Origin of the sequence: Streptomyces sp. NPDC059679 (assembly GCF_042734105.1) — a bacterium.
GTDB lineage: Bacteria > Actinomycetota > Actinomycetes > Streptomycetales > Streptomycetaceae > Streptomyces.
This window is the reverse complement of sequence record NZ_JBHWES010000065.1, coordinates 36442-63399: the sequence shown is the minus strand read 5'-3', so window position 1 is coordinate 63399 and position 26958 is coordinate 36442. Positions and strand designations below refer to the sequence as shown.

At 71.1% G+C, this 26958-nt stretch carries 24 protein-coding genes, 1 tRNA gene and 1 other RNA gene; 7 read left to right on the top strand and 19 right to left on the bottom strand.

Annotated elements, in window-relative coordinates; all coding sequences use genetic code 11:
* The first annotated feature begins 62 nt into the window (after positions 1-62).
* Positions 63-1988 (top strand): prolyl oligopeptidase family serine peptidase, encoded by a 1926-nt coding sequence (locus tag ACFV2X_RS43875; RefSeq protein ID WP_385627182.1) that lies wholly within the window; start codon positions 63-65, stop codon positions 1986-1988.
* On the opposite strand, the gene ACFV2X_RS43870 is transcribed toward ACFV2X_RS43875, so the two are convergent.
* From ACFV2X_RS43870 to ffs, 10 genes are all read right to left on the bottom strand, one after another.
* Positions 1900-2751, bottom strand: a complete 852-nt coding sequence (locus ACFV2X_RS43870) for an SURF1 family protein (RefSeq protein ID WP_385627180.1) — start codon at positions 2749-2751, stop codon at positions 1900-1902. The two genes, ACFV2X_RS43875 and ACFV2X_RS43870, sit on opposite strands and share 89 nt — an antisense overlap.
* Before the next feature lie 122 nt (positions 2752-2873).
* Positions 2874-4190 carry a DUF4232 domain-containing protein gene (locus ACFV2X_RS43865; RefSeq protein ID WP_385627178.1) on the bottom strand — a complete coding sequence of 439 codons (1317 nt, stop codon included), beginning with the start codon at positions 4188-4190 and terminating at the stop codon, positions 2874-2876.
* Positions 4187-4768, bottom strand: a complete 582-nt coding sequence (locus ACFV2X_RS43860; RefSeq protein ID WP_385627176.1) for a SigE family RNA polymerase sigma factor — start codon at positions 4766-4768, stop codon at positions 4187-4189. Before ACFV2X_RS43860 ends, ACFV2X_RS43865 begins: the two co-directional genes overlap by 4 nt.
* A 423-nt stretch (positions 4769-5191) precedes the next feature.
* A complete protein-coding gene (locus ACFV2X_RS43855) occupies positions 5192-6265 on the bottom strand; it encodes an aspartate-semialdehyde dehydrogenase (protein ID WP_385627174.1) in 1074 nt (357 codons plus the stop codon).
* Complete coding sequence (locus tag ACFV2X_RS43850) at positions 6262-7533, bottom strand: aspartate kinase (protein ID WP_385627172.1); 1272 nt, start codon at positions 7531-7533, stop codon at positions 6262-6264. Before ACFV2X_RS43850 ends, ACFV2X_RS43855 begins: the two co-directional genes overlap by 4 nt.
* Positions 7534-7796: 263 nt before the next feature.
* Complete coding sequence (locus tag ACFV2X_RS43845; RefSeq protein WP_385627170.1) at positions 7797-8462, bottom strand: DUF5063 domain-containing protein; 666 nt, start codon at positions 8460-8462, stop codon at positions 7797-7799.
* Entirely contained in the window at positions 8455-9054 is a 600-nt protein-coding gene (gene recR / locus ACFV2X_RS43840; RefSeq protein ID WP_385627169.1) for a recombination mediator RecR, read from the bottom strand. The genes ACFV2X_RS43845 and recR overlap by 8 nt, the downstream gene beginning before the upstream one ends.
* Positions 9055-9186: 132 nt before the next feature.
* Positions 9187-9522, bottom strand: coding sequence for a YbaB/EbfC family nucleoid-associated protein (locus tag ACFV2X_RS43835; protein WP_014177713.1), 336 nt, complete (start codon positions 9520-9522; stop codon positions 9187-9189).
* A 221-nt stretch (positions 9523-9743) separates the two neighbouring features.
* Positions 9744-12347: a DNA polymerase III subunit gamma and tau gene (locus tag ACFV2X_RS43830; RefSeq protein ID WP_385627167.1), complete on the bottom strand. Its 2604-nt coding sequence runs from the start codon at positions 12345-12347 to the stop codon at positions 9744-9746.
* 72 nt (positions 12348-12419) lie between these two features.
* Positions 12420-12516, bottom strand: an RNA gene (ffs, locus tag ACFV2X_RS43825) — signal recognition particle sRNA small type.
* A 73-nt stretch (positions 12517-12589) separates the two neighbouring features.
* On the opposite strand from ffs, the gene ACFV2X_RS43820 reads away from it, so the two are divergent.
* Positions 12590-12674 (top strand) — tRNA-Ser (locus tag ACFV2X_RS43820).
* Between the two features lie 65 nt (positions 12675-12739).
* Here the strand turns inward: ACFV2X_RS43820 and ACFV2X_RS43815 are convergent.
* The 3 genes from ACFV2X_RS43815 to ACFV2X_RS43805 all read right to left on the bottom strand — a co-directional run bounded on the left by ACFV2X_RS43815 (position 12740) and on the right by ACFV2X_RS43805 (position 14146).
* The gene (locus ACFV2X_RS43815; protein ID WP_385627166.1) at positions 12740-12868 is read right to left on the bottom strand and encodes a hypothetical protein; all 129 of its coding nucleotides are present in this window, start codon (positions 12866-12868) and stop codon (positions 12740-12742) included.
* Positions 12869-12871: 3 nt separating this feature from the next.
* On the bottom strand, positions 12872-13015 hold the full coding sequence (locus ACFV2X_RS43810) for a hypothetical protein (protein ID WP_385627164.1): 144 nt from the start codon (positions 13013-13015) through the stop codon (positions 12872-12874).
* Between the two features lie 111 nt (positions 13016-13126).
* Entirely contained in the window at positions 13127-14146 is a 1020-nt protein-coding gene (locus ACFV2X_RS43805) for a GlxA family transcriptional regulator (protein ID WP_385627198.1), read from the bottom strand.
* Between the two features lie 65 nt (positions 14147-14211).
* Here ACFV2X_RS43805 and ACFV2X_RS43800 point away from each other — a divergent pair, with 65 nt between their 5' ends.
* A complete protein-coding gene (locus ACFV2X_RS43800) occupies positions 14212-15534 on the top strand; it encodes an MFS transporter (protein WP_385627162.1) in 1323 nt (440 codons plus the stop codon).
* Between the two features lie 82 nt (positions 15535-15616).
* On the opposite strand, the gene ACFV2X_RS43795 is transcribed toward ACFV2X_RS43800, so the two are convergent.
* Positions 15617-16060: a PaaI family thioesterase gene (locus ACFV2X_RS43795; protein WP_385627160.1), complete on the bottom strand. Its 444-nt coding sequence runs from the start codon at positions 16058-16060 to the stop codon at positions 15617-15619.
* Here ACFV2X_RS43795 and ACFV2X_RS43790 point away from each other — a divergent pair.
* A complete protein-coding gene (locus tag ACFV2X_RS43790; protein ID WP_385627197.1) occupies positions 16010-16447 on the top strand; it encodes a MarR family winged helix-turn-helix transcriptional regulator in 438 nt (145 codons plus the stop codon). The genes ACFV2X_RS43795 and ACFV2X_RS43790 overlap by 51 nt on opposite strands.
* Before the next feature lie 20 nt (positions 16448-16467).
* Here the strand turns inward: ACFV2X_RS43790 and ACFV2X_RS43785 are convergent, their stop codons facing one another.
* Positions 16468-17421, bottom strand: coding sequence for an SMP-30/gluconolactonase/LRE family protein (locus tag ACFV2X_RS43785; protein ID WP_385627195.1), 954 nt, complete (start codon positions 17419-17421; stop codon positions 16468-16470).
* 172 nt (positions 17422-17593) lie between these two features.
* Here ACFV2X_RS43785 and ACFV2X_RS43780 point away from each other — a divergent pair, with 172 nt between their 5' ends.
* Complete coding sequence (locus tag ACFV2X_RS43780) at positions 17594-18667, top strand: LacI family DNA-binding transcriptional regulator (protein ID WP_385627159.1); 1074 nt, start codon at positions 17594-17596, stop codon at positions 18665-18667.
* On the opposite strand, the gene ACFV2X_RS43775 is transcribed toward ACFV2X_RS43780, so the two are convergent.
* The 4 genes from ACFV2X_RS43775 to ACFV2X_RS43760 all read right to left on the bottom strand — a co-directional run bounded on the left by ACFV2X_RS43775 (position 18630) and on the right by ACFV2X_RS43760 (position 23351).
* Entirely contained in the window at positions 18630-20036 is a 1407-nt protein-coding gene (locus ACFV2X_RS43775) for a glycoside hydrolase family 32 protein (RefSeq protein WP_385627158.1), read from the bottom strand. The genes ACFV2X_RS43780 and ACFV2X_RS43775 overlap by 38 nt on opposite strands.
* A complete protein-coding gene (locus ACFV2X_RS43770) occupies positions 20033-20872 on the bottom strand; it encodes a carbohydrate ABC transporter permease (RefSeq protein ID WP_385627156.1) in 840 nt (279 codons plus the stop codon). The genes ACFV2X_RS43775 and ACFV2X_RS43770 overlap by 4 nt, the downstream gene beginning before the upstream one ends.
* Before the next feature lie 89 nt (positions 20873-20961).
* Complete coding sequence (locus ACFV2X_RS43765) at positions 20962-21945, bottom strand: carbohydrate ABC transporter permease (protein ID WP_385627154.1); 984 nt, start codon at positions 21943-21945, stop codon at positions 20962-20964.
* Entirely contained in the window at positions 21942-23351 is a 1410-nt protein-coding gene (locus ACFV2X_RS43760) for an extracellular solute-binding protein (RefSeq protein WP_385627152.1), read from the bottom strand. Before ACFV2X_RS43760 ends, ACFV2X_RS43765 begins: the two co-directional genes overlap by 4 nt.
* Before the next feature lie 181 nt (positions 23352-23532).
* Here ACFV2X_RS43760 and ACFV2X_RS43755 point away from each other — a divergent pair, with 181 nt between their 5' ends.
* Together ACFV2X_RS43755 and ACFV2X_RS43750 are read left to right on the top strand one after the other, a co-directional pair.
* Complete coding sequence (locus ACFV2X_RS43755; protein ID WP_385627193.1) at positions 23533-25095, top strand: glycoside hydrolase family 32 protein; 1563 nt, start codon at positions 23533-23535, stop codon at positions 25093-25095.
* Between the two features lie 218 nt (positions 25096-25313).
* Positions 25314-26906 carry an FAD-binding oxidoreductase gene (locus tag ACFV2X_RS43750; RefSeq protein WP_385627151.1) on the top strand — a complete coding sequence of 531 codons (1593 nt, stop codon included), beginning with the start codon at positions 25314-25316 and terminating at the stop codon, positions 26904-26906.
* The last annotated feature ends 52 nt before the right edge of the window (positions 26907-26958 follow it).

Here is a 26958-nt window from a genome sequence, read left to right as displayed (position 1 = left end):
TGATCCGCACGTTAGCAAGGATCACCGCGATCGGCGCCGGTCCGATCGGGTTTGATGGGGGGATGAGTGATGCACAGACCATCCCCGATCGGCCCGATCAGCCCGATCACCCCGATTGGGAGAAGCGCTTCCGGGCCCCGCGCGTCTCGCTGCCCGACTGGGCGGAGGACGCACCGGACCGCGCGCTGTTCGTGTCCAACGCGACGGGGACGTACGAGCTGTACGCATGGGACCGGGCGACCGGAGCGCAGCGCCAGGTGACCGACCGGCCGAACGGTACGACGGACGGGGTGCTCTCCCCGGACGGCCAGTGGATCTGGTGGTTCTCGGACACCGACGGCGACGAGTTCGGGGTGTGGAAGCGCCAGCCGTTCACTCCGGGCGACGGAGCAAAGGCGACCAAGGAGGCCGGTGAGACCGAGGAGGCCAAGGAGGCCAAGGAGGCCAAGGAGGAGGGCGCGGCGGACGAGCCCGCGACGCCCGGCCTCGACCCCTCCTACCCGGCCGGCCTGGCGCTCGGCCGCGACGGCACCGCGGTCGTCGGGCGGTCCACGGACGAGGACGGCTCCACCATCCACGTCGTACGCCCCGGGGCCGCGCCCCAGGAGATCTACCGCCACCGGGAGTCGGCCGGGGTGGGCGACCTGTCGTACGACGGGACGCTGATCGCGGTCGAGCACACCGAGCACGGCGACGCCATGCACTCGGCCATCCGGGTCGTACGACTGGACGGCACACCCGTCGCGGAGCTGGACGACACCAAGGGCGGTACGGAGGAGCTGGGCCTGGCCGTCATGGGGTTCGCGCCGGTCGCCGGGGACAACCGGCTGCTGGTCGGGCACCAGCGGCGGGGCCGCTGGGAGCCCATGGTGTGGGACCCGGCGAGCGGCGTGGAGACGGCGCTGGCCATCGACCTGCCCGGGGACGTCGGCGCCGACTGGGTGCCGGACGGGACGGCGCTGCTGGTCGAGCACAGCTACCAGGCGCGCAGCGAGCTGTGGCGGTACGACCTCGCCTCCGCCGAGCTGACCCGCCTCGACACCCCGTCCGGCACCATCTCGGGGGCGACGGCGCGGCCGGACGGCACGGTCGAGTTCCTGTGGTCCTCGGCGGCCGAGCCGCCGCAGGTGCGGTCCACGAGCGGGCGGGTGGTGCTCGACCCGCCGGGGCCGCGGGCGCCCGGGTCGGTGCAGGTCACCGACGCCTGGGTGGAGGGGCCCGGCGGGCGGGTGCACGCCCTGGTGCACAAGCCCGCGGGCGAGGGCCCCTTCCCGACCGTCTTCGACATCCACGGCGGGCCGACCTGGCACGACAGCGATGCCTTCGCGGCGGGCCCGGCGGCCTGGGTGGACCACGGCTTCGCGGTCGTACGGGTCAACTACCGCGGCTCGACCGGGTACGGGCGGGCGTGGACGGACGCGCTGAAGCACCGCGTCGGGCTGATCGAGCTGGAGGACATCGCGGCCGTGCGCCAGTGGGCGGTCGACTCGGGGCTCGCCGACCCCGAGCGGCTGGTGCTGGCCGGCGGCTCATGGGGCGGCTATCTGACGCTGCTGGGGCTCGGGACCCAGCCCGAGGCGTGGGCGCTGGGGCTCGCGGCGGTGCCGGTCGCGGACTACGTCACGGCGTACCACGACGAGATGGAGGCCCTGAAGGCGATGGACCGCACGCTGCTGGGCGGCACGCCGGAAGAGGTTCCCGAGCGTTTCGAGGCATCCTCGCCGATCACGTACGTGGACGCGGTACGCGCGCCGGTCTACATCTCGGCCGGGGTCAACGACCCGCGCTGCCCGATACGGCAGATCGAGAACTACGTGGAGCGGCTGGCCCGGCGCGACGCCCCGCACGAGGTGTACCGGTACGACGCGGGGCACGGCTCGCTGGTGGTCGAGGAGCGGATCAAGCAGTTGCGCTTGGAGATCGAGTTCGCTCAGCGTCATCTTCGGCCCCGGCCGGATCAGCGGCAGCCGGGGGCTCCGACGGGATGATCCCGAGCGCCAGGTCGCGCGCCGTCTCCGCCTCGCGGCGGAACAGCCGGAACCACATGAACACGACGAAGCCCGCGAAGACGAACCACTCGCCGGTGTAGCCGAGGTTCTGGAACGCCTTGAGATCGAGCCCGGTGCCCTCCGCCACGACCGGGGGCACCGGCTTCAGGGCGCCGGGGGCGGCGGTGGAGGTGATCCACGCGTCGTACACCCCGTACGGCACGAGGTTCACCAGCGAGGCCGCGCTGATCATGCCCAGCCGGCCGCGCGGCAGCCCGCCGCTCGCCCGCACCCCGTTGCTGCCCGCGTGCTCGGACGCCTGCAGCGTCCCGGTCACGGTCACCTCGCCGGACGGGGGCGTCGGCACCTTGGCGGCGTCGGCCTTGTCGTCGGCGTCGCCGGGGAGCCAGCCCCGTACGACGGGCAGCGCCTTGCCCCCGTCCGTACGCAGCAGCGTGAGGACGTAGAAGCCGTCGCGGTCGCCCAGCCGCCGGTCCGGGACGAGCAGTTGGTGCGCGGCGTCATAGCGCCCGGTCGCGGTGGCCGGACGCCCCACGGTCTGGTCGGTGACCGGCAGCAGCGAGCGCAGCGGCTCGGCGGTGTCTTCGGTGTCCGATGCCTTGTCCTGCTGTTTGTTGTGGGTCTCGACGCGCGCTTCGAATCGGCTGAGCTGCCAGCTGCCCATGAACAGACAGACCGGGATGGCCAGCACGGTGAAGACGTTGATCACCCACCAGCGGGGCGTCAGCAGAAACCGATACACACCCCAACCGTACGGGCCCGGCGCCGCGAGCCTGGCGCCGGGGGCGGCGTGGGAGCCTGATACCGGGGGCGGGCCGGTGCGGGGGCGAGCGCCGGGGGGCGGGGGGGGCGGGCCGGTGCGGCTTACGCGCCGGCCAGGACCCCCGTGCGGTAGATCGTCCCCGCGCACGCGCCGCTGAGCGTCACACTCGCCGCGGCCGGGTCGCCGGCCTCAGGCGTATAGCTGAGCAGGACACTTCCGGCCGGCGGCTCACCGCCGTCACCGCCTCCCCCGCCGCTGCCGCTCCCCGAGCCGTCGCCCGGACCATCCGTGGGCCCGCCGTCCGCCCCGTCGGCCGAGTCCGGCGTGGGGTCGGGGGTCGGCGTGGTGCTGGTGTTGGAGCAGCCGGAGGTGCCGCCGCCCGACTGCGGGATCCAGGCGAACTGCACCTCGTACGCCTGGCCGGGCTTCAGGATGAGCTGGCCCGGCGCGGTGGACGGGTCGGGCAGACCGGTGGCCGCGTCGCCGGAGGTGTGGTCCACGACGAAGATCCGGGAGCCGTCCGCGCCGCCGACCGCGCTCGGGCTGATGCCGCCGCCGCCCACGACCGTGCACGGGGTGCCGGAGATGTTCGCGACCCGGAACGAGCCGTAGATCCGCCCCTCGGCGTCGGCCACCCCGGCCGTCCCGGAGGCGTTTCCGAGCTGGGGACGCGAACAGGTGGGCGAGGTGGCGTTCAGCGTGCTGGAGGGGTCGGGGGCCACGCCGCCCGAGTCCTCTTGCGGCTTCTTGGTCGGGTGGTCCTTCTTCCCGTCCTTGCCCTTGTCGCCCTTGTCCTCGCTCCCCTTGTCGGAGGGCGGGCTGGTCTCCTTCCCGCCGCTGCCCTCGCCGTGCTTGTCATGATCGGGATCGGGCGTGCGCTGGCTGCTGCCGGCTATGGCCGGGCGGTCGTCCGAACCGCCGCTGCTGGCGACGTGGACCAGCGCGGGGAGCGCGGCCCCGCCGAGCACCACCGCCGCCACGGCGCCGACCAGCGCCTGGCGGCGGCGCGTACGGCGGGCGGGCACCGCGCGGCGCAGGTGCTCCAGGGAGTCGGCAGACGGCTGCAGTTCGTCGACGGCGCCGTGCAGGAGGCGGCGCAGGGCGTCCTCGTTCATGACGTCCGGGCTGTTCCTGTCGCTGTCGTCGGTGCGGGGGCCGTCGTCGGCCGGGCTGTTGCTGTCATCCGAACGGCTATCGCTGTCCGTACGGTCGCCGCCGCCCGTACGGTCGCTGCCGCCCGGGCTGTCCGGACCTTTCCCGTCGTCGGTACGGTTCACGTCGTCCGTACGGTCATCGCCGTCCGCGCCGTTCCCGCCGTCCGCCGCCGCGGCCTTGCTGGGCGGGGCCGTGCCGTCCGGCTCGTGACCGGCCCGCCGGTCGGGGTTTCCCGAGGCCGGCTCGTATGTGTCGTCGTTCATGCCGGAGCCTCCATTGCGACGCGAAGCGCCGCGATGCCACGCGATCCGTACGCCTTGACCGAGCCGAGCGATATGCCGAGCGTCTCGGCGACCTGGGCCTCGGTCATATCCGCGAAGTACCGCAGCACGAGGACCTCGCGCTGACGGCGCTGAAGCCCTCTCATCGCCTTGATCAACTGGTCCCGCTCAAGCTGCTCGTACGCCCCCTCCTCGGCGCTGGCCATATCGGGCATCGGCTTGGAGAGCAGCTTCAGCCCGAGGATGCGGCGGCGCAGCGCCGAACGCGAGAGGTTGACGACCGTCTGCCGCAGATAGGCGAGCGTCTTCTCCGGGTCACGGACCCGGCGCCGCGCGGAGTGCACGCGGATGAACGCCTCCTGGACGACATCCTCGCAGGACGCGGTGTCGTCGAGAAGCAGCGCGGCAAGACCGAGCAGCGATCGGTAGTGCGCGCGGTAGGTCTCGGTGAGGTGGTCGACTGTGGTGCCCGCTGCCATCGTGTCGTCAGCGTCCTCGCGCCCTGTCGACGAGATCTGCGGCGCGGGACGAGTGGTCGACCATGGCGCGATCACCGGCATGCCACCAGGAGTGCGGGGGCGCCGGGGCCGCACTGCCGTGCCGCCGCGCCCAGGAACCGTTGCGATGCCGAATACCTCTGCTGCCACGCCAGTTGGACACGCTGCCCCCTGTCAGGGTTGTACGCGTGAGGCAACGCTTTTGACGAAGCAACGAATGCCCCCATACATACCAACCCGTCCCCAAATGCCCCGGTTTGCCCAACGCCCACCGAGGGGCGGCTGGAAAGACGCTCCCCGCCCGCTGACGGTTGCAGCAGGCGGGGAGGGAATCTTATCCGTAGATCTTTGCCCTGGTTTGAGCCCGGTTCAAGTGGTCCAGGCCATTGTTCGGGTCACAGAAGGCTCACAGTTTGGCCGTAAGCCAAGGGCTGTAAGCCAACCGTCAGGCCGCCGGACCGCCAACCGTCAGGCCGCCGGGGACCGTCAGACCGACAGCTCCGCCGCGACGAGCTCCGCGATCTGCGCGGTGTTGAGCGCCGCGCCCTTGCGCAGATTGTCACCGCAGACGAACAGCTCGAGCGCCCTGGGGTCGTCGAGCGAACGCCGGACCCGGCCCACCCAGGTCGGGTCGGTGCCCACAACATCGGCCGGGGTGGGGAACTCCCCCTCCGCCGGGTTGTCGCAGAGCACCACACCGGGGGCGGCCGCCAGGATCTCGTGCGCCTGGGCCACGGTCACCTTGTTCTCGAACCGGGCGTGCACGGCCAGCGAGTGGGTGGTGATCACGGGTACGCGGACACAGGTCGCGGTGACCCGCAGCTCCGGCAGGCCCAGGATCTTGCGGGACTCGTTGCGCACCTTGAGCTCTTCCGAGGACCAGCCGTCCTCCTTGAGCGAGCCCGCGAACGGCACCACGTTGAGCGCCATCGGCCCGGGGAACGGCCCGGTGTCGCCGATCGCCCGCCGTACATCGCCCGGCTGGGTGCCCAGCTCCGTACCGGCGACGAGGGCGAGCTGCTCGCGGAGGGTGTCGACGCCCTCCTTGCCCGCCCCGGAGACCGCCTGGTACGAGGAGACGATCAGCTCCTGGAGCCCGAACTCCGCGTGCAGCGCACCCATCGCGACGATCATCGAGAGGGTGGTGCAGTTGGGGTTGGCGATGATGCCGCGCGGGCGGAGACGGGCCGCGTGCGCGTTCACCTCCGGGACCACCAGCGGCACGTCCGGGTCCATCCGGAAGGCTCCGGAGTTGTCGACGACGACCGCACCCTTGCCTGCCGCGATCTGCGCCCACTGCGCGGAGACCTCGTCCGGCACATCGAACATCGCGATGTCGACGCCGTCGAAGGCCTCCTCGCTCAGCGCGACGACCTCGACCTGCTCGCCCCGTACGGACAGCTTCCGGCCGGCCGAGCGCGGCGAGGCGATCAGCCGGATCTCGCCCCAGATGTCCGCCCGCTCGGAGAGGATCGAGAGCATGACGGTGCCGACGGCTCCGGTCGCGCCGACGACGGCGAGCGTCGGCTTCCGGCCCACGGCACCGCCGTGGCCGGTCATCGGCCGGTCCCTCCGTAGACGACGGCTTCCACGCTGTCGCTGTCCAGACCGAAGGCGGTGTGGACGGCCCGGACCGCTTCCTTCACATCGTCGGCGCGGGTGACGACCGAGATACGGATCTCGGAGGTCGAGATCAGCTCGATGTTGACCCCGGCGTTGGACAGCGCCTCGAAGAAGGTCGCGGTGACGCCCGGGTTCGTCCGCATACCGGCGCCGACCAGCGAGATCTTGGCGATCTGGTCGTCGTAGCGCAGCGAGTCGAAGCCGATCACCGGCTGCGCCTTGGTCAGCGCCCCCATGGCCTTGTGGCCGTCGGTCTTCGGGAGGGTGAAGGAGATGTCGGTCAGGCCGGTCGCCGCGGCGGAGACGTTCTGCACCACCATGTCGATGTTGAGCTCGGCGTCCGAGATCGTACGGAAGATGGCCGCGGCCTCACCCGGCTTGTCCGGCACTCCGACGACCGTGATCTTGGCCTCGGAGGTGTCGTGGGCAACACCCGAGATGATCGCCTGCTCCATCGGCTGGTCCCCTTGCGATTCGTTGCTGACCCACGTGCCTCTGAGCCCGGAGAAGGACGACCGGACATGGATCGGGATGTTGTAACGGCGGGCGTACTCCACACAGCGGTGGAGCAGCACCTTGGAGCCAGAACTGGCCAGTTCCAGCATGTCCTCAAACGAGATCCAGTCAATCTTTCGGGCCTTCTTCACGACCCGCGGGTCGGCGGTGAACACACCGTCGACATCCGTGTAGATCTCACAGACCTCGGCTTCGAGGGCGGCCGCGAGAGCGACGGCGGTGGTGTCGGAGCCGCCACGGCCCAGGGTGGTGATGTCCTTCTTGTCCTGGGACACACCCTGGAAGCCCGCGACGATCGCGATATTGCCCGCGTCGATCGACTGCCGGATACGGCCGGGGGTGACGTCGATGATCCGCGCCTTGTTGTGGACCGAGTCGGTGATGACACCGGCCTGACTGCCGGTGAACGACTGCGCCTCGTGGCCGAGGTTTTTGATCGCCATCGCCAGCAGGGCCATGGAGATCCGCTCTCCGGCTGTCAGCAGCATGTCGAACTCACGCCCCGACGGAATCGGGGACACCTGCTCGGCGAGGTCGATCAGCTCGTCCGTCGTGTCGCCCATCGCGGAAACCACGACGACCACCTGGTGGCCGTTCTTCTTGGCTTCGACGATTCGCTTGGCAACCCGCTTGATGCCCTCGGCATCGGCAACGGAAGAGCCTCCGTACTTCTGCACGACAAGGCCCACGTGCGCTCCCTGGCTCTCAGTAATGCGGTCGGCTCAGTCTAACGAGTGGCCGGAAATTACCCCGCCAATATCACATTGCGAGACACATGACTCACCTTGTGATCAGGCGTCCAGATATTCCCGCTTCTTCCCTGGCACCACCCGCTCAGCGACGAACCCTGCCCGCTCCGCACCGAAGCACACGGAAAGGTAACCCAGGTCACACCTTCGAGGCTGGGCTGAGCTGTCAGGGCTGCGCCTCGGGACTGCGTCTCGACCGCGCCTCAGGACTGCGCGGACCGGATACCGAGCGGAGCGGCGATCTCCGCCGCCATGACCCGTCCCGCCTCCTCCGCAAGCTGCTCGTCGCCGCCCGCATTGCTGTCGGTGTCCAGACCATCCAGCTCGTCCAGCGGGCTGTCCAGCCGTACGTGGGCGACCAGCGACTGCAGCGCGCGCAGGGCGGCGGAGGCGGTCGTACCCCAGTTGGACAGATACGAGAACTGCCACCACCACATGGCCTCGCTGATCCGGCCGTCGCGGTAGTGGGCCATGCCGTGCCGCAGGTCGGTGATGATGTCGGCCAGGTCGTCGGAGATCCGGCAGGCGACGGGCTGGCTGCGCGGCACATACGGGTCGAAGACCTCGGAGTAGACGTCCACCGGGTCGAGCAGCCGGGCGAAGCGCTCACGCAGCTCGTCGACGTCCGGCTCGGGGCCGACGTCCGGCTCGTACCGCTCGTCGGGGACGAAGTCCTCATGCGCGCCCAGCCGGCCGCCCGCGAGGAGCAACTGGGAGAGCTCGAGCAGGAGGAACGGCACAGCGCTGTCCGGTTCGTCGCCCTTCGCCACTTCGGTGACCGCGACGATGAAACTCTCGATCTGATCGGAGATCTGGACCGCGAAGTCGTCCGGATCGGGGTGGGCGGCGTGCAGCGTTGCGTCAGACATCGAGAAGTCTTCTCCCTTCGAAGGCACGCCCCAGCGTGACCTCGTCGGCGTACTCCAGGTCCCCCCCGACTGGGAGACCACTAGCCAGCCGGGTCACCTTCAAACCCATGGGCTTGACCATGCGCGCCAGGTAGGTGGCGGTGGCCTCGCCCTCCAGGTTCGGATCGGTGGCCAAGATCAGCTCCGTGACCGTACCGTCCGCGAGCCGCGCCAGCAGCTCCCGGATCCGCAGATCGTCCGGGCCCACACCCTCGATCGGGCTGATCGCGCCGCCGAGCACGTGGTAACGGCCGCGGAACTCACGGGTGCGCTCGATCGCCACGACGTCCTTGGGCTCCTCGACCACACAGATGACGGCCGGGTCGCGGCGCGGGTCCTGGCACACCCGGCACTGCTCGGCCTCGGCGACGTTCCCGCACACCGCGCAGAACCGCACCTTGTCCTTGACCTCGGTCAGCGCATGCGCGAGGCGGCGGACATCGGCGGGCTCGGCCTGCAGAATGTGGAAGGCGATGCGCTGCGCGCTCTTGGGACCGACGCCGGGCAGCCTGCCCAATTCGTCGATGAGGTCCTGGACCACGCCTTCGTACACGCCGCTTCCAATCTCGCGCTGACGCGCGGTGGCTTCTCTTCTTACAGACTTCGGTATAAGGCCAGGGTCAGGGTCCTGCACAGACCCTGGACAGACCGGCTACTGCGGAACGGACGGAACGGAAGGCCACGCTCAGAACGGCAGACCCGGCATACCGCCCAGGCCCTGGGCGAGCGGACCGAGCTTCTGCTGCTGCAGCTGCTGCGCGGCGTTGTTCGCATCGCGCACGGCCGCCACGACGAGGTCCGCGAGGGTCTCGGTGTCCTCCGGGTCCACCGCCTTCGGATCGATCACCAGGCCCTGAAGCTCACCGGCGCCGGTCACGGTCGCCTTCACCAAGCCGCCGCCGGCCGAGCCTTCGACAGGGGTCCTGGCCAGTTCCTCCTGCGCCGCGGCAAGGTCCTGCTGCATCTTCTGGGCCTGCTGAAGCAGCTGCTGCATATTGGGCTGGCCACCACCGGGGATCACGAGCTCACTCCTGCGCTGTCGACAGAGTTCTTCTTTCCGATAGCCCGAGCCTACGTGCTCACGGGGCGCCCCGCCCTACACCGTAGGGAGGAGGGCGGACGGCCCCGGAGTACTCAACTCAGGCGCCGCACAGGGCGAGCGATGCGCGCAGGTTCCCCACCCGTACGCGGCTCGTCCCCTGCTGCTCCCCTCCTCGCTCCCTCCTCGTCCTCTCCCCGTTCCTACTCGTTCGCGACCTCTTCAATGACCGTCGCGCCGAGCTCGCGCACGATCAGGTCATGGCCGCTGAGCGCGCTCTCGTCGAGGTCCGGGTCGTCCTCGGCAGGCATGTCGTCCTCGGGCGCGACCGGCGGGGGCTCCGGCTCCCGGTACGCCGACGACTGCGCGGCCGGACCCGCCGACTCGGCCGCCGCCCCGGCGGGGGACGACGACGGACCAGGCGCGGCGGGCGCGGCGGCGGACGCCTGGGCCTGCGGCCGGGGGGCGGGCTGCCGCGGCGGGGCCGCCGGGGCGCCACCGCCCCCGAAGCCACCCGCTCCACCGCCACCGCCTCCGCCGCCGAAGCCGGAGCCGCCGGAACCGCTGAAGCCCCCGGAGCCGCCGGAGCCCCCGGGTCCACCGGCACCGCCGAAGCCACCGCCTCCCGCACCGCCGGGCCCGCCCTGCTGCCCGGCGCCGCCCGACGGATCGACGATCGCCTCGATCCGCCACTGCACGCCGATCGCGTCACTGAGCGCCTGGCGCAGCACGTCCTCGCTGCCACCGCTGACGAAGCTGTCGCGCGCGCCGGCGTTGGAGAAGCCGAGCTGGAGGGTGGTGCCGTCGAAGCCGGTGACGGTCGCGTTCTGACTCAGCAGGATCCAGGTGAAGCGGCGGCGGTTCTTGACCGCCTCCAGAATCTCCGGCCACATCTGCCGCACCTGCATGGCGCCCTGCGCCATGCCCGGCGCGGAGGCGGGGGGCGCACCGGCAGAACCGGGAGAAGGCGCGGAAGGACTGGAAGGCCCGGAAGGGTCCGAAACACCAGAAGAACCAGAAGCACCAGAAGCCCCGGAAGAACCGCCCGAAGGCGCCCCACCCTGCCCCGGAGCGGCGGCCGACGGCCAGCTACCGGGCTGCCGCCCCGCGCCCTGGCCGCCCGAACCGGGGGCCGCGGCGCTAGGCCAGGCCCCGGGCCGCGACGCGGCCGAGGCAGGGCCATCCGTACCGCCGCCCTCCGCCTGCCCTCCGGCGGGACCACCAGTGGTCGCACCGGGCCAGGCACCGGGGCGCTGACCACCGCCGTTCGCCCCCGCGGGCTGGGCGCCCCCGGGCCAAGCTCCGGGCTGCTGTCCCCCACCTCCGGCGTCGGCCGGAGCCACATCCGCACCACCGCCACCACCAGCAGAACCACCAGCGGCAGGACCACCACCCGCCGGACCACCCGGACCGGCCCCCGCTGCGGCCGGAGCCCCGCCCTGACCGGACCCAGCTCCGCCCCCGGCCCCACCCCGGCCGGTCACCGCCGCCCGCGCGGCCGCCGGGCCGGAGGGGCCTGCGGCCGGGGCGTGAGCCTCGGGCCCCGGTACGTACCCCATGGCGGGCCCTTGACCCTCCGCCCCACCGGGGCCTCCGGGCAGACCACCGGCCCCCGCCCCGGGGAAGCCTCCACCCAGACCACCCGCCAGAGCCCCCCGCTCCAGCTTCTCCAGCCGCGCCTGCATCGACCGCTCGTCCCCGAACGCCGCGGGCAGCAGCACCCGCGCACAGATCAGCTCCAGCTGCAGCCGCGGCGAGGTGGCACCGCGCATCTCGGTCAGGCCCTCGTTGACCAGGTCGGCGGCGCGGCTGAGCTCGGCGGCACCGAAGACGGACGCCTGGGCCTGCATCCGCTCGATGACATCGGCCGGGGCGTCGATGAGCCCCTTCTCCGCCGCGTCCGGCACGGCGGCGAGAATCACCAGGTCGCGCAGGCGCTCCAGCAGATCGGCGACAAAGCGCCGGGGGTCGTTGCCCCCCTCGATCACACGGTTGACGACCTCGAACGCGGCCGCACCATCGCTCGCCGCGAAGGCGTCCACGGTCGCGTCGAGCAGCGAGCCGTCCGTATAGCCGAGCAGCGACGTCGCCATGGCATACGTCACACCATCCTCGCCCGCACCCGCGAGCAGCTGGTCCATGACCGACATGGAATCCCGGACCGACCCCGCCCCGGCCCGCACCACCAGTGGCAGCACCCCGTCCTCGACCGGGATCGCCTCTCGCCCGCAGACCTCCGCCAGATAGTCGCGCAGCGTCCCGGGAGGCACCAGCCGGAAGGGGTAGTGGTGCGTACGCGACCGGATGGTGCCGATGACCTTCTCGGGCTCCGTGGTCGCGAAGATGAACTTCAAATGCTCCGGAGGCTCCTCGACCACCTTCAGCAGGGCGTTGAACCCCGCCGAGGTGACCATGTGCGCCTCGTCGATGATGTAGATCTTGTACCGACTGGACGCCGGCCCGAAGAACGCCTTCTCCCGCAGCTCACGCGCGTCGTCCACGCCTCCGTGAGACGCGGCGTCGATCTCGATGACATCGATCGAGCCCGGCCCGTTCCGCGCGAGGTCCTGGCAGGACTGACACTCCCCGCACGGCGCCGGGGTCGGCCCCTTCTCACAGTTCAGACAGCGAGCCAGGATGCGCGCGCTGGTCGTCTTGCCACAGCCGCGCGGACCGCTGAAGAGGTACGCGTGATTGACCCGGTTGTTACGCAGCGCCTGCTGCAGCGGGCCGGTGACATGCTCCTGGCCGATGACCTCGGCGAAGGTCTCGGGGCGGTAGCGGCGGTACAGCGCGAGGGACGACACGCTTACGACGATATCGGTGCCCACCGACATCCGAAGCCGCCCCGCACCCCCTCACCCCCGCCCTCCCCACAACGCAAGGGCCCCCCACGTACCCGCCAGAGCCCACTTACCCTTGCTGCCTTCCGGCCCTGGGGGAGTTCGGTGAGATAGCGCCACGTGAGGGGCTGGCCCCCACCCTAGCGGATGGAGGCCGGTGGGAACGAGTTCGCATCCACTGCTTCTGGTCTTGTATTGTTTCCCGCGGAGGATTCGCCTAGAGGCCTAGGGCGCACGCTTGGAAAGCGTGTTGGGGGCAACCCCTCACGAGTTCGAATCTCGTATCCTCCGCACCCGCCCTACCAGGGCGAACGAAGGGCCCTGCTGATCATTAGTAGGGCCCTTCGTCGTGCCACTCAGCCCTCGTTGTCCTGGTTCTGGTCCACAGGGGGTGTTTCCGGAGCTCCCCAGATGGCACCGGCGATCTTCCGCGCCACGTCCTTGAGCTGGACCCCACTGTGCCGCTCACCATGCTCGTCCCGCACACGTCACCTATGCCGGAGCGTGACCACCGCTGCCACGAGCAGGACCGCGAGCACGATGGCATACCAGGTGAAGAATTGCGGGGCACGGTTCGCGGCCTCCACCGCTCGGACCACCGCGCCGAGGACCTCTCCGTGTGCGATGTTCATCGAGATCGCCTTCTTCTGGGAAAGCGGACCGGTCTAAGTACTCTCACCACCGGGAACGGCGTGACCCATCGCTCTCCCCTGATTTCATTGAACACCCCGAGCCGTGCATCGTCAGGGGCGAGCCGCGCCGACGTCGTGCGGGCCGCGGAAGGTGGCCCGGTAGGCGCTCGGGGAAGACCCCAGGGCGGACTGGAAGTGCTGCCGCAGGTTGGCCGCCGTGCCGAGGCCGGCCTGGGCCGCCACCTGGTCCACCGGCAGGTCGGACTCCTCCAGTAGTTCCCTGGCGCGTTCGACGCGCTGCTGGGTCAGCCATGTCATCGGTGTCGTGCCGACCTCGTCGCGGAAGCGCCGATTGAAGTTCCTGATGCTCATGGCCTGCTGGGACGCCAGGTCGCCCAGTGTGAGGGGCTGGTGCAGCCGCTGTAGGGCCCAGTGGCGGGCAGCCGCGGTGGAGGCGGAGGACGGGTCCGGTACGGGGTGGCGTACGTACTGCGCCTGGCCGCCCTCCCGGTGCGGCGGTACGACGGTGCGGCGGGCGACGTCGCCCGCGACCGCTGTCCCGTAGTCGCGCCGGATCATATGAAGGCACAGGTCGATCCCGGAGGCGCAGCCCGCTGAGGTCAGGACGTCGTCGCCGTCGGTGTAGAGCACGTCCGCGTCCACCTCGACTTCTGGGAACAGGCGCGCGAACTGCTCGGTGTAGCGCCAGTGCGTGGTGGCCGCCCGGCCGTCGAGGAGGCCGGCCGAGGCGAGCACGAAGGCGCCTGTGCAGATCGAGGCCATGCGGGTGCCGGGGCGGATCCGGGTGAACGCCTCGGCGAGCGGCGTCGGCAGCCGCGGATCCGTCTGCTCGTAGTCCTCGTACGAGGACAAAACGATCACCGTGTCGGCTTCGGCCAGCGCCTCGGGGCCGTGGGGCACATTGACGGTGAAGTCTCCGTCCGTCCGTACCGCTTCTGCCCGCAGCCCGCAGGTGGCGACCTCATAGAGCGGCTTCCCGTCGGCCGAGGCGCCCTGTCTGGCCTGCCCGAACAGCTGGTGCACGATGCCCAGCTCGATCGGGAGCATCCTCTGGCGGGCGAAGACGGCGACGTGATGGCGGGTGGGATGGGTGAAGACAGCCATGGCCATATTCTTGCGCAACCGGGCCATCTGGCCACTCGTCGCCCCGCTGAGGTGCGCACAGTCTGGAGAACATGGCTCAGCGGACACAGACCCCACCGGCCGTTCCACAGCCCACGTCATGGCGCCGCCCGCACCGCCCGCACCACGCCTGGATCATCGCCGTCGTCGCGGGCGCGGCCATCGTGACGGCCGGCGCCTTCACCACCGTGCCCGGCCTGCTGGTCACCCCGCTGCACGACCAGTACGCCTGGGACCGCGGCCACATCGCGCTCGCCGCCTCGGTCAACATGATCTTCTTCGGCCTCACCGCACCCTTCGCGGCCGCGCTGATGGACCGCGTCGGCATCCGCCGGGTCGCCGCCGGCGCCATGCTGCTCATCGCCACCGGTGCCCTGCTCACCAACATGATGACCTCGGCCTGGCACCTCGTCCTGTACTGGGGTGTGCTGATCGGCCTCGGCAGCGGTTGCCTCACGATGACCTTCGCGGCACAGATCACCGGCCGCTGGTTCGAGCGGCGGCGCGGTCTGGTCACCGGCGCGCTCAGCGCCTCGAGCCACCTGGGCCAGCTGCTCTTCCTGCCCCTGCTCGCCTGGGCGGTCGACCGCTACGGCTGGCGGCCTCCTGTGGTGACCCTGGCGCTGGTGGCTCTGGCGGTGTCCGCGCTGGTGTGGCTGCTGCTGCGCGACCACCCCGCCGACATCGGCGGGGCGCCCTACGGGGCCAAGGAGTTCGTCCCCAAACCCGCTCCGGCGACCGGGGCGGCGCGCCGGACGGTGACGGTTCTCCTCAGCGCCGCGCGGACCGGGACGTTCTGGCTGCTCGCAGGCATGTACGTCATCTGCGGCGCTTCCACCAACGGCATCATGTGGAGCAACTGGGTCCCCGCCCTCCACGACCACGGCATGCACGCCACCATGGCCGCGTCCCTGCTGTCGCTGATCGGTGTCTTCTCATCCCTGGGGGCGCTCGCGTCCGGCTGGCTCACCGACCGCTTCGATCCGCGCCGCCTCCTGTGCCTGTACTTCGCCGTCCGCGCGCTCACCCTCGTGGCACTGCCCATGGTCCTCTCCTCGACGGTCCGTCCCTCCCTGATCGCCTTCGTGATCGTCTACGGACTCGCCGATGTCGCGACCGTCCCTCCGGTGATCGCCCTCAGCCACCGCGTCTACGGCAACGACGGCCCCATCGTTTTCGGCTGGGTCACCTCTGCCCATCAGCTGGGCGCAAGCGCCTCCGCCTTCCTCGGAGCCACGGCCCGCGATGTGTTCGGCGCGTATGACGTGGTGTGGATCGCACTGAGTGCGGTCTGCGTCGTCGCGGCCCTGCTGGCCATGGTCGTAGCACCGAAGGGATCGAGCATGACGAGTCCTGAAGCGCGTTACGAGTCCTGAAGGGCGGCCAGGGAGCACCGGCGGCGAGTACCGGCTGCGGCGCGGCCACGGTTGTCAGCGCGCAGGCGGACCAGGTCGCGGGTCAGGTCCCGTTCGGCGACGCCTCGGCCGGCCCCATGACCGAGATCGTGCCCTGCGCCACCGCGCACAGGGTCGCGGTGCCCTCCTCGTCGACGGTGGACAGGTCGCAGCGGCATACGACGCGGGTGCGGCCGGCGCGTACGACCCGAGCCTCGGCCCGCAGCAACGCTCCGGCGGCGGGGCGCAGATAGTCGATGGTGAATCCGGCGGTGAGCAGCCGGGCGCCGGCCACTGTGCCCGCGGCGAAGGTCAGGGCGTTGTCCGCGGCGTAGCCGAGTACGCCGCCGTGCAGGAAGCCGTGCTGCTGGCGCAGGTCGTCGCGGATGTCCAGTTCCAGGGTCGCCGCACCCTCGCCGAACGCCACCACGCGGGCGCCGAGCAGGTTGCTGAAGGGCTGGGCCGCCAGCAGCTTCCGTGCGACCGCCAAGTCCAGAGTCTCGTCCACCACACCCGCCACCAGCTGCGTACGGTCGCGGACCGGCGCTGTCTGGCCGCCGCCGGGGTCACCACGGCGCAGCTCGGTGCGCTGTTCGCCGTACGCGATCAGCCGGGCATCACCCAGCGGGAGCTCGCGCACGCCCTGGGGCTGCGGGAGTCCGGCGTCACCGCGCTCGTCGCGCGGCTCGCCAAGGCCGGCCTCGTCGCCAGGCGGGCACACCCGCGCGAGCACCGCGCCGTGGTGCTGGAGCTGACCGACGGCGGGGCCGCCGCCCTCCGGGCCGCCCAGCCGGAAATCGAGCGGTTCAACGGCGAGTTGCGGGGTCTGCTCGGCGATCAGGGGTTCGCCCGGACCGCCGCCGCGCTGCACGCACTCGCCCACTGGGAGTCCTGACCGTCCGGGGCCCGAGGCCGTCAGAGGAGGGGTACGGCCACTCCGTTGAACGTCGTCTCCGGGGTCTGGGGCGAGGTGAAGCGGGCGTTGACGAGATAGAGGCGGTCGGCCCAGCGGGCCACGGTGGTGGGGACGTCGAAGCGGGCGTCCGTGACCGTACGACACAAGGTCGCGGCGGGGGCCTTGGCGTCGAGGTCGTAGACGCTGATGAGGTTCAGCCGGTTCTGCACCACGTACAGTGTGCGGCCGATACGGAGGAGGCCGTCGCCGTTCGCGACGTCGGCCGCGCCGGAGAGCGCGATCTCGGTGGCGTGGCCGTCGGCCAGGTCCACGTGGTAGAGCCTGCCGGGCGAGCTGCTGACGACGATCAGTCCTCGGCCGTCCGGGGTGCCGACAATGCCGTTGGCGTTGTTGACGTTGGGCGTCTGTACCCAGTCGCCGGTCAGGGGCAGGCGGCGGACCTCTCCGGCGCGGCCACGCGGTACGCCGTACAGCACGGCGTCGCGCGAGTCGGTGAACCAGGCGCGGTCGCCGAGCAGGATCACGTCGTTGATGAAGTGGCCGGTGGCGTCGGTCAGTTGGTACGCGGTCACCAGTTCACCGGTGCGCGAGTCGACGATCCGCGCCGACCCTCCGCCGCCTCCTGAGACGTACAGCAGGCCGTCCTCGTCCAGCTTGAGCCCGACGGCCACTGTGCCCGTGGCGCCCTCGTGGATGACTCGGCCCTCTCCGGTGCGCAGATCGGTGCGGTAGACGGCGCCGTTGGCGCGTGAGCCCATGTAGGCGTACGGCCTGCGGCCGATGGTGATCCCCTCGGGCATGAAGCCGTCGGGGAGCCGGAACTCGGTCGGCCACGCGGCCGGGGCGGCGGCGTGCGCTGCCCCGACGCCGGCTGCCGTCGTCGTCGTGAGCGCGGTGGCGGCTGCACCGCGGAGAAGGGTGCGGCGGGACGGCTGGGGGTGGTTCCAGGTCATGGTCCGGGCCTCCGGGAAGGGTGGGGGCATCAGTGACTCGTCAGCGTCAGTGACTCCCTGCACTCTGTGCACTTTGAGCGCTCTGCTTCAACGCCGTTTCAGGTCACCTCGTGCGTAAGATCGGGTGAATCAGCAGGGATACCGACGGGCGAACGGAGGGCGGCCGAAAGCCATGGGCACGGGCGAGGGCGGGCACGGCGGACCCGCCGACAAGCTCGGGCGGCCGACGTCGCGGGATGTCGCCCGGCTCGCCGGGGTGTCCCATACCGCCGTCTCCTTCGTGTTCAACGACCGGGCCGAGGGGAACCTCTCGGCCGCCACCCAGGAGCGCATCCGCCAGGCCGCCGCCCGGCTCGGCTACCGCCCCGACCCCGTCGCGCGCGGTCTGCGGCGCCGCCGCACCGCGGTGATCGGGCTGGTCACGGACGAGATCGCCTCGTCGCCGTTCGCGGGGCGGCTGCTACGCGGGGCCATGGAGACCGCCTGGGACAGCGGGCATCTCGTCCTCACCGTCGACTCCGGCGGCGATCCGGCCAAGGAGGACGCGGCGGTCGCCGAGCTCCTGGACCGGCGGGTGGACGGGATCATCTACGCGGCCATGTCGCTGCGCCGGGTCCGCGTCCCCGAGGGCCTGCACCGCACGCGCTCCGTGCTCGCCAACTGTCTGGCCGAGGACGACTCCCTGCCGGCCGTCATCCCCGCCGAGCGCGCCGGGGGACGTACGGCGGCCCGGCTCCTGCTGGACGAGGGGCACCGCAGGGTCGCGATGGTCGGCGGCCAGGACGACATGGCGTCGGTCGAGCGGCTGCGCGGTTTCCGTGACGCCGTGCGCGCCAAGGGGATCATCGTCCCCAAGGAGTGGGTCCTACGCACCGGAGGCGAGATCTCCGGCGGGTACGAGGGCGCGCTGCGGGTGCTCGACGGGGTGCCCGCCGATCGCCGCCCCACCGGCGTCTTCTGCTACAACGACCGGGTCGCGGCGGGCGTTCTGCACGCCGCCGCCCGGCTGGGGATCGCCGTGCCCGGCGACCTGTCGGTGGTCGGCTACGACGACCAGGAGCACATGGCCGAGTTCCTGGCCCCGCCCCTCACCACGGTCGCGCTGCCGCACCGGGCGATGGGCGAGGCCGTCGCCCGGCTGCTGCTGGAGGCCATCGAGACCGGGCGGACACCGCTGGCCACCACCCGGCGCCTCGCCGGCCCGGTGATCAGCCGTGCGTCGGTGGGACCAGCTCCCACCCCGTGACGGCGGCCGCGGACCCCGCCACGACGAGTTCGCGCACATCGTCCGGGCGCCGGTAGACGCGCTCGGTGACCGTGGCCCGGTCGTCGACGAACAGCTCGAACAGCGAACCGTCGACGAGCACGCGCACCTCCCTCCCCGGCGCCCGCACCATGATCGGCCCCGCCCCCCGGGCCCCGGTGCCGGGCGTCCGGGGCCAGTCACCGCGGTCCAGCGTCACGGTGCCCTCATCCGGGTCCATCCGCACCGTCAGCCGCGCACCCGAGGCGGACCGCAGCAGACTCACGGTCGTCAGGCCGCGGGCCGTGACGGTCAGGTCGTACGCCTCCGGGAGCGGAACCCGGCCCGGTTCGGTGACGAACGGTTCGGCCGCGCGCAGCAGTTCGAGCTCCGGGGCCGGTACGACGCGCAGCGCGCCGTCCGGGTGTACGTCAACGACCCTCGGCGCGGTGAGCACACCGGCCCACCCGGCGCGCTCGACCTCGCCGCGCTCACGGGCCTCCCAGGACCAGCCCCACATCAGGGTCCGGTCCGCCTCCTGGAGCACAGCGGGCGCGTAGAAGTCCCGCCCGTGGTCGAGCCGCCCGCCGGTGCGCGCCTCGAAGCGCAGACCGCCTTGGCCGTCCGTGCACAGACGTCCCGTCAGGTAACCGGTGGCGTACGGCTCTCCGTCCCACAGCGACACCGCCAGCACCCACTCCCCGCCCGCCGTCGCGGATATCTGCGGGCATTCCCAGCCGACCGCCTGGTCGCCGAACGCTTCCGCGGCAACCGGCCCTGTGCCATCCACGAGCACACCGGCGAACCGCCAGTCGGCCAGGTCGTCGCAGTCGTAGAGCAGCACCGACGGGGTCCCGTCGGCGTGGCCCGCGCCGACCAGCGCCCACCGCCGCCCGCCGCACCGGAAGACGAACGGGTCGCGGAACATCACCACGTCCAGGCCGGCGGGCGGCCCGGTCACCACAGGGGTGGGCGACGGCTTCCACTCGGCCAGCGCGTCGTCGTCCGGGTCGGCCGCCCGCGCCAGGCAGATGGTGCCGAGCCCGGTGTGGTGGCGGTCGACGCCGGTGTACACGGCCGTGGGCACGCCGTCGTCGTCGACCACGCACCCGGACCAGCAGCCCGCCTCGTCCGGGCCGCCGGGAGTGGGGGCGAGGGCGATCGGATGGTGCTCCCAGCGGACCAGATCGGGGCTGGAGACATGGCCCCAGTGGACGTTGGCGTGGATCGGGGCGTCGGGGTTGTGCTGGTAGAAGAGGTGGTGGCGGCCTCGCCAGCGAAAGGGACCGTTGGGGTCATTGATCCAGTTGGCGGGCGGACGGACCCTGAAGCGCGGAGCGTCCGGGTCCGGGGACTGAGCGGTGGGGCTCAACGGTTGACTCCTGCGGAGGTGATGCCCTCGCGAAGAGGGCGCTGGCCGACGATGAACACGGCGACGGCGGGGATCATGGAGAGGACGACACCGGCGAGCACCACCGAGACGGAGCCGGTGCCGAGGTTGCCCTGGAGCGAGACCAGGCCCAGCGGCAGGGTGTAGTTCTGGCCTGAGGTCTCGAGGATCAGCGGCCGGAAGAATTCGTTCCAGTGGTAGTTGAAGGCCAGCACGCCGACGATGGCGAGGCCGGGGGCGGCCAGCGGGGCGTACACCGACCGGAAGATCCGCCACGGGCCGCAGCCGTCCAGCATCGCGGCCTCGCCCAGGTCCTTCGGCATCCCCAGGAAGTACTGCCGCATCAGGAAGGTCCCGAAGGCGGTCGGAAAGGCCGGAATGATCAGGCCGAGGAGGGTGTCGGTCAGGCCCATCGACTTGAGCACCAGGAACACCGGCACGATGGTGACCTGGAGCGGCACCATCATGGTCGCCAGCACCAGTCCGAACAGCGGCTTCTTGAAACGGAATTCCAGGCGCGCGAACGCGTACCCCGCCAGGCCCGCCGTGATCATCTGCCCCACCGCGATCAGCGCGGTCACCAGCGTCGAGTTGAGGGCGACCAGCCACACATCGATCTGGTCGAAGACCCCGCGGTACGACTCCGTCGTCGGGTGGGTGGGGATGATCTTCGGTGGCAGGTCGAAGGACTCGGCCGGGGTGCGCAGCGAGGTGGAGACGGTCCAGATGACCGGGCCCAGCGTGAGCAGCGCGCATACGGCCAGCCCGGCGATCCGGGCCCAGGGCGCGAGCGCGTACCGCGCACGGCTCGGGTTCATGGGGGCTTGGCCCGGGGTCGGTCGGCTCGGGGTCGATCGGCTCACGGTCGCTTGGCTCAGGTTCGCTTGGCTCATGGGACTCACCCGGCTCACTGGTAGTGGACGAAGCGCCGGCTGAGCCGGAACTGGAGGGCGGTGACCGCCATGATCAGTACGAACAGCAGCACGCCAACCGCGGACGCCGGGCCGAAGCGCAGCTGCTCGAACGCGGTCTCGTAGATGACCATCACGACCGTTCGGGTCGAGTCACCGGGCCCGCCGTTGGTGAGCACGTACGGCTGCTCGAAGACCTGGAGCGCGTTGATGATGCCGACCACCGACGCGACCAGCAGCGTGGGCGACAGCAACGGCAGCGTGACGGCGAGGTGCTTGCGCAGCCCGGTCGCGCCGTCGAGAGAGGCGGCCTCGTGGATCTCCTTGGGGATGTTGTTGAGGCCGCCGACGAACAGCAGGAACGAGAAGCCGAACTGCTGCCAGACATAGACCAGGATGACCGCCGCCATCGCCCCGTGCTCCGACGTCAGCCATGGCACCGGGGCGATCCCGACCAGCCCGAGCAGCCAGTTCACGACCCCGAAGTCCTGGTTGAAGAGGTACTTCATCACCACCGAGATCGACGCGGCGGACAGCACCAGCGGGAAGAAGAACGCCGACCGGAACACCGAGCGCAGCCACATGGGCATCCGCCCGTTCACCGCCAGCGCCAGCGCCAGGGCGATGAGCAACTGCAGCGCGACCGCGAGCACCATGAACACGAGGGTGTTGCGGAAGGAGACCAGCACGGTCGAATCGCTGAACACCTCGCGGTAGTTCGCGGCCCCGGCGAAGCTCGGGTCGTCGATCACGTTCCAGTGGAAGAGGCTGAGGACGACCGAGCCGATGATCGGTACGACCGTGAAGACCACGATGCCGACGACCGTGGGCGCCAGGAACAGCGCGGCGAGCAGCCGGGCGGAGCGGGTGGAGGTGTGGGCGGCGGGGCGCGGGGCGCCGGCGGGCGGTGTCGCGGGCCGTCGCCGTGCGGCCGGGGCCTGAGTGTTCGCCTGCGCGTTCGCCTGCGCGTTCGTCGTCATACGTCACGCTCCATGGCCTTCTCCAGGTCGCCCTGCATCCGGCGCAGCGCGGGGCGCACCGCGCCCCGGGAGGCCAGGGCGGTGCCGGTGTGCTTGAGCAGCACCTGCTCGACCTCGGCGACCTGCGGCGGCGCGGGGATCGGCCCGGTGTCGGGGAACTTGTCGAGGGTGTCGTAGAAGACCTGCCAGTGGCTCGGGCCGGTCTCCCGGTAGCGGGCGGGGTCAAGCATCGAGCGGCGGGCCGGGGTGGTCTGGTTGGTCTTGAACAGCCGCATCAGGGTGTCCCTGCGGGCGGCGTACTTGATGAACTCCCAGGCCTCGTCCTGCTTCTTCGAAGTGCGCAGCAGCGCATAGCCGGCGGCGCCGAACTGCATGCGCTGGGTGCGCCAGCGCGGGAAGTACTGCACGTCGTAGTCCGTCGCCTTCATGCCCGCCAGACTCAGACCGCCCGCCCAGAAGCCGCCCGCGGGCGTGACGCCGACCCGGCCGGTGGAGAAGACGCCGACGAGGTTCTGGCCGTTACCGCCCTCGGGGCGGGTGCACAGGTGCTCCTCGATGAGGGAGGCGAGATAGTCGTACGCCTCCTCCACGCGGGCCTCGGTTGCCTGCGGGGTCGTCCACCGGAAACCGCCCCCGCGCCCTTGCCGTTCGGCGGCCGGGTAGAAGGAGTCCCACAGCCAGGCGCCGCCCGGCGCCTTGGACTCGGCGAGCAGGTTGGTGCCGTTCGCGAACAGCCAGGGCACCACGCCGCCCCACAGCCGGTTGGTCCAGAAGTACGGCGTGAACCGGGAGCCGCTTGCCTTCTTCATGTCCCGCAGCAGCGCGGTGAAGTCGTCGCGGGTCCAGTCGGCGGCCGGGAAGCCCGCGCCGGCCCGCTCCAGCACTTGCCTGTTGAGATACATGTCGGCCGCGTTGAACTCGACCGGCAGCTGGTAGAGGCTCCCCTCGTACATCATCGACTCCACCAGCGAGGGATGGACGTCGGCGAAGTACTCGCGCAGCTCCTCGGCGTCCCGCCGCACCCAGCGGTCCAGCGGGACCCCGAGGCGCCGCGCGAACAGCTGGACGCCCTCGGTGGCGACGTAGACGAGGTCGGGGGCGGTGCCCGCCGCGATCTGGGTGAGGATCTTCGCGAAGAAGTCGGACCAGTCGACGGCCTGCACCGCGTTGATGCGGAGCTTGATGTCGGGGTGCTGCTTCCGGAAGCCCTCGGTGAGCGTGCGTACGGCCGCAGGGCCATAGGCGGGGCCGAGGGTGGCGACGACGAGGGAGCCGTCGTTCCGCCCGGGGATGTCGGCGCCGGTGAGGCGGTCCCAGCTTGCGGCGACACCGCCGAGGGCCGCGGCCCCGGCGCCGTACGTCCCGTACCGCATCAGGCCGCGACGGGAGATGAGCGAGTCGGTCATCGACGAGCCTAACTCGTGTTAGGAAGAAGTGATTCCCCGATGATGAGAACCCTGTTACGGGCTGTCAAGGCGCCCGACAGGGTTGACCTTTAACGAGTTAGGTCTACAGTTCCGGAGCACTGAGCCGCAGCCCCGACGACGACGTCGGGAAAGGAGCCGCACCATGGTCCGTACACCAGGCATGCCAGGCGGTCCTGGCCTGTCCAGGAGGTCGCTCTTCGTCGCCTCGGCCGCGGGCGCGGCCGGTGCGTTACTGCCCGTCGCGGCGAGTCCGGCGGCGAGGCCCAAGAAGGGTGCCGCATGCGGGAGTTACCGCGCCGAGTACCACTTCACCGTCCCCGACCAGTGGAAGAACGACCCGCAGCGCCCGATCTGGATCGACGGCGAATACCACTACTACTACCTGTACAACCCCGACTACCTGACCGGCGGCACGACCGCGGGCACCGCCTGGCGCCTGGCCACCAGCACCGACCTGGTCTCCTTCACCGACCGTGGCATCGCCGTGCCGAAGGACACCACCCCGGCCGGCGACGTGTGGTCCGGCTCGGCGGTGGTCGACACGGACAACACGGCGGGCTTCGGCGCGGGCGCAGTGATCGTCCTGGCCACCATGTCGCCCGACGACAACGCCAGCACCCAGGCGCAATACCTGTTCTACTCCACCGACGGCGGCCGGACCTTCACCCACCACGGCACCGACCCGGTCCTGCCCAACCCCGGCGTCCGCGACTTCCGCGACCCCAAGGTGATCCGCGACGAGGAGCGCGGCCGGTGGGTGATGGCGCTCGCCGAGAACAACAAGGTCGGCTTCTACCACTCGACCGGCCTGAAGTCGTGGACGTACGTCAGCGGATTCATCAAGGACGGCATCGGCGTCCTGGAGTGCCCCGACCTGTTCCGGATCACGGCCGAGGACGGCACCGCCAGGTGGGTGCTGGGCGTGAGCGCCGACGGCAAGGCGTCCGGCCTTCCCAACACCTACGCATACTGGACCGGCGACTTCGACGGCACCACCTTCACGGCGGACGCCTCCGACCCGCAGTGGCTCGACCACGGCTGGGACTGGTACGCGGCCGTCACCTTCGAGAAACGGGACGCGCGCGGCACCCTCGACCCTGCCGCGCGCTACGCCATCGGCTGGCTCAACAACTGGGGCTACGCGAACACCACCCCCACCATCGACTGCGACGGCTTCAACGGCACCGACTCGATCGTCCGCGAGATCACGCTGGGGCGCGCCGCGAGCGGCACGTACTACCTCGCCTCCCGGCCCATCGGCGCCCTCGACGCCCATGTCTCCCGCACGGTGCGCCTCGGCGACCTGGAGGTCGACGGACACCGGGCGCTGGACTACACCGGCACCGCCTACGAGCTGACGACCGAGCTCGCCTGGGACCAGCTCACGGGCGCGGGGCTGCAGTTGCGCCGCTCTCCCGACGGCGTGCGGCACATCGACGCCGGGATCTACGGCGACTACGCCTTCGTCAACCGTGGCTACACGGTGAGCCCGGATTCCTCCGGCCGGTGGCAGGAGAGCAGGAGCCCCTTCGACCCGTCCGCGCGGACGGTCCGGCTGCGGATCCTGATCGACCGCACCTCCGTGGAGATGTTCGTCGACGACGGCCGGTACGTGCACTCCTCCGCGGCCTTCCCGGACCCTGCCGACACGGGGATCGCCCTGTTCACGATCGATGGCCGCGCGGTGTTCAGGAACACCGTGATCCGCGAGTTCAGGCTCTGAGGCACGGCGCACGGGCGAGCGCCGGGCAGGTCACTGCGGCTCGGCTATCAGGCGGTGCGCCAGGCACGCTTTCGAGTGGCCCTCGGGTGGCCGGGTCGTGGGCGCTCCACGCCGAACGGCCGGGTCGGTGAACGATCGGTTGACCAGTCGACTTCGAGGCGACCGAGCCTCCGACCGTTTCGCGAAGGCAGGCCACAGTGATCAACAGGCGGGATGTATTGCGGACGGGCACCCTGGGGGCCCTCGGTGCCGGGGCGGTGGCCATGACGGCGGCGCCCGACGCGGTCGCCGCCGCCGCGGTGACCGAGACGGTGACCGAGACGGCGGAGCGGGTCAGCCAGCGGGACTGGAAGCGGCTGGCCGCGTCGCTCTCCCCCGGTGCCACCCTCTACCGGCCCGCGAACTCCGGCTACCCGCCGCTGGCGATCCCGTTCAACCACCGGTACGCCGGAATCCACCCCGCCGGCATCGTCGCCTGCGCCACCACGAGGGACGTACGCGAGTCGATCCGCTGGGCCCGCGCGGTGGGACTGCCCGCGGTGCCGCGCTCCGGTCTCGGCCACAACTACGCCGGCTACTCCGCCACCACGGGCCTGCTGCTCAACATGAGCCGGATGAAGAACATCGTCACCACCCCGCTGCGTGGCGCCGCCCGCTCCCGGGCCTACGGGCCGATCAAGGTCGTCCACGGCGCGGGCACCGTCACCGTCGGGGCCGGGGTCACCAACGGCGACCTGCACCCGCTCCTCGAGGAACAGGGCATCTTCGTACCGACCGGCCGCTGTCCCACCGTCGGGGTCGCCGGTCTTGTGCTGGGCGGCGGTATCGGCTTCAGCGACAAGATGTTCGGCCTGACCTGCGACCGGCTGGTCGCCACGACCGTCGTACTCGCCAGCGGCCGGGTGGTCGAGGCCAGCGCGGCCTCGGAGCCCGATCTGTTCTGGGCCTGCCGGGGCGGCGCGGGCAACAACTTCGGCGTGCACACCTCGTTCACGTTCCAGTACGAGCGGTTCCAGGGCGATGTGGGGTTCTACCGGCTCGGCTGGAGCCTGGACTCCGTCCTGCCGGTGATGGCGACCGCGCAACGGATCGCCCAGGAGACCTCGGACAACAAGCGGTTCCACCTCCGCCTCGGCATCGGCACCCACGGGCGCACCCGGAACCAGATCCGCACCAACGCGGGCGTCAACGCGATCGGCCAGTACTACGGACCCCTCGACGAACTGCGGGCCGTCCTCGCCCCGCTGCTCGCCATCGGCACGGCCGACGAACGCGCCCGCAACTGCGCCGCCCTCCGCGAGGTCACCCCGGCCGAGGCGAGCACCCTGCTGAGCGCCACCACCCCGGTGGAGAAATTCGCCTCCAAGTCAGCGGTCCTGAACTCCCGGACAACCCTCACCGAGCGGCAGGTCAGCGCCGCGGCCCAGCAGCTGCTCGACTGGCCGGGCAGCGGCAACCCGGAGGGGGCCGGGTTCGCGATGTTCGCCCTCGGCGGGGAGATCAACCGGGTCCCGAGGCGGGCGACCGCCTTCGTGCACCGCGACGACCTGTTCATCCTGGCCGCCGAGACCTCCTGGGCGGACTACGACTCCCCCGAGGTCGCCGCCGCGAACCTGCACTGGCTCCACGACTTCTACGACGCCCTCTTCCCCGGGGCGCCCCCTGAGCACTCCTACCAGAACTTCCCCGACCCCAAGCTGAGGGACTGGCGGGAGGCCTACTACGGCGTCAACTACCCCCGGCTCGTCCGCGTCAAGCGGAAGTACGACCCGACCGGCTTCTTCCGCTACCCCCAGGCAATCGGCTCCTGACCGCTCTCACCATGCCGCCCGGCCCGGCCCCGCCAGGCCGGGCCGGGCCCGG

Coding starts and splice junctions, on each gene's coding strand:
- ACFV2X_RS43805 (WP_385627198.1), bottom strand. CDS start 14,146: ATGGCCATGGCTGTCTTCACCCATCCCACCCGCCATCACGTCGCCGTC.
- ACFV2X_RS43865 (WP_385627178.1), bottom strand. CDS start 4,190: ATGAACGACGACACATACGAGCCGGCCTCGGGAAACCCCGACCGGCGG.
- ACFV2X_RS43780 (WP_385627159.1), top strand. CDS start 17,594: ATGGGCACGGGCGAGGGCGGGCACGGCGGACCCGCCGACAAGCTCGGG.
- ACFV2X_RS43785 (WP_385627195.1), bottom strand. CDS start 17,421: ATGACCTGGAACCACCCCCAGCCGTCCCGCCGCACCCTTCTCCGCGGT.
- ACFV2X_RS43770 (WP_385627156.1), bottom strand. CDS start 20,872: ATGAACCCGAGCCGTGCGCGGTACGCGCTCGCGCCCTGGGCCCGGATC.
- ACFV2X_RS43860 (WP_385627176.1), bottom strand. CDS start 4,768: ATGCCGGTGATCGCGCCATGGTCGACCACTCGTCCCGCGCCGCAGATC.
- ACFV2X_RS43800 (WP_385627162.1), top strand. CDS start 14,212: ATGGCTCAGCGGACACAGACCCCACCGGCCGTTCCACAGCCCACGTCA.
- ACFV2X_RS43810 (WP_385627164.1), bottom strand. CDS start 13,015: ATGAACATCGCACACGGAGAGGTCCTCGGCGCGGTGGTCCGAGCGGTG.
- ACFV2X_RS43855 (WP_385627174.1), bottom strand. CDS start 6,265: ATGACCGGCCACGGCGGTGCCGTGGGCCGGAAGCCGACGCTCGCCGTC.
- ACFV2X_RS43755 (WP_385627193.1), top strand. CDS start 23,533: ATGCCAGGCGGTCCTGGCCTGTCCAGGAGGTCGCTCTTCGTCGCCTCG.
- ACFV2X_RS43875 (WP_385627182.1), top strand. CDS start 63: ATGAGTGATGCACAGACCATCCCCGATCGGCCCGATCAGCCCGATCAC.
- ACFV2X_RS43765 (WP_385627154.1), bottom strand. CDS start 21,945: ATGACGACGAACGCGCAGGCGAACGCGCAGGCGAACACTCAGGCCCCG.
- ACFV2X_RS43845 (WP_385627170.1), bottom strand. CDS start 8,462: ATGTCTGACGCAACGCTGCACGCCGCCCACCCCGATCCGGACGACTTC.
- ACFV2X_RS43760 (WP_385627152.1), bottom strand. CDS start 23,351: ATGACCGACTCGCTCATCTCCCGTCGCGGCCTGATGCGGTACGGGACG.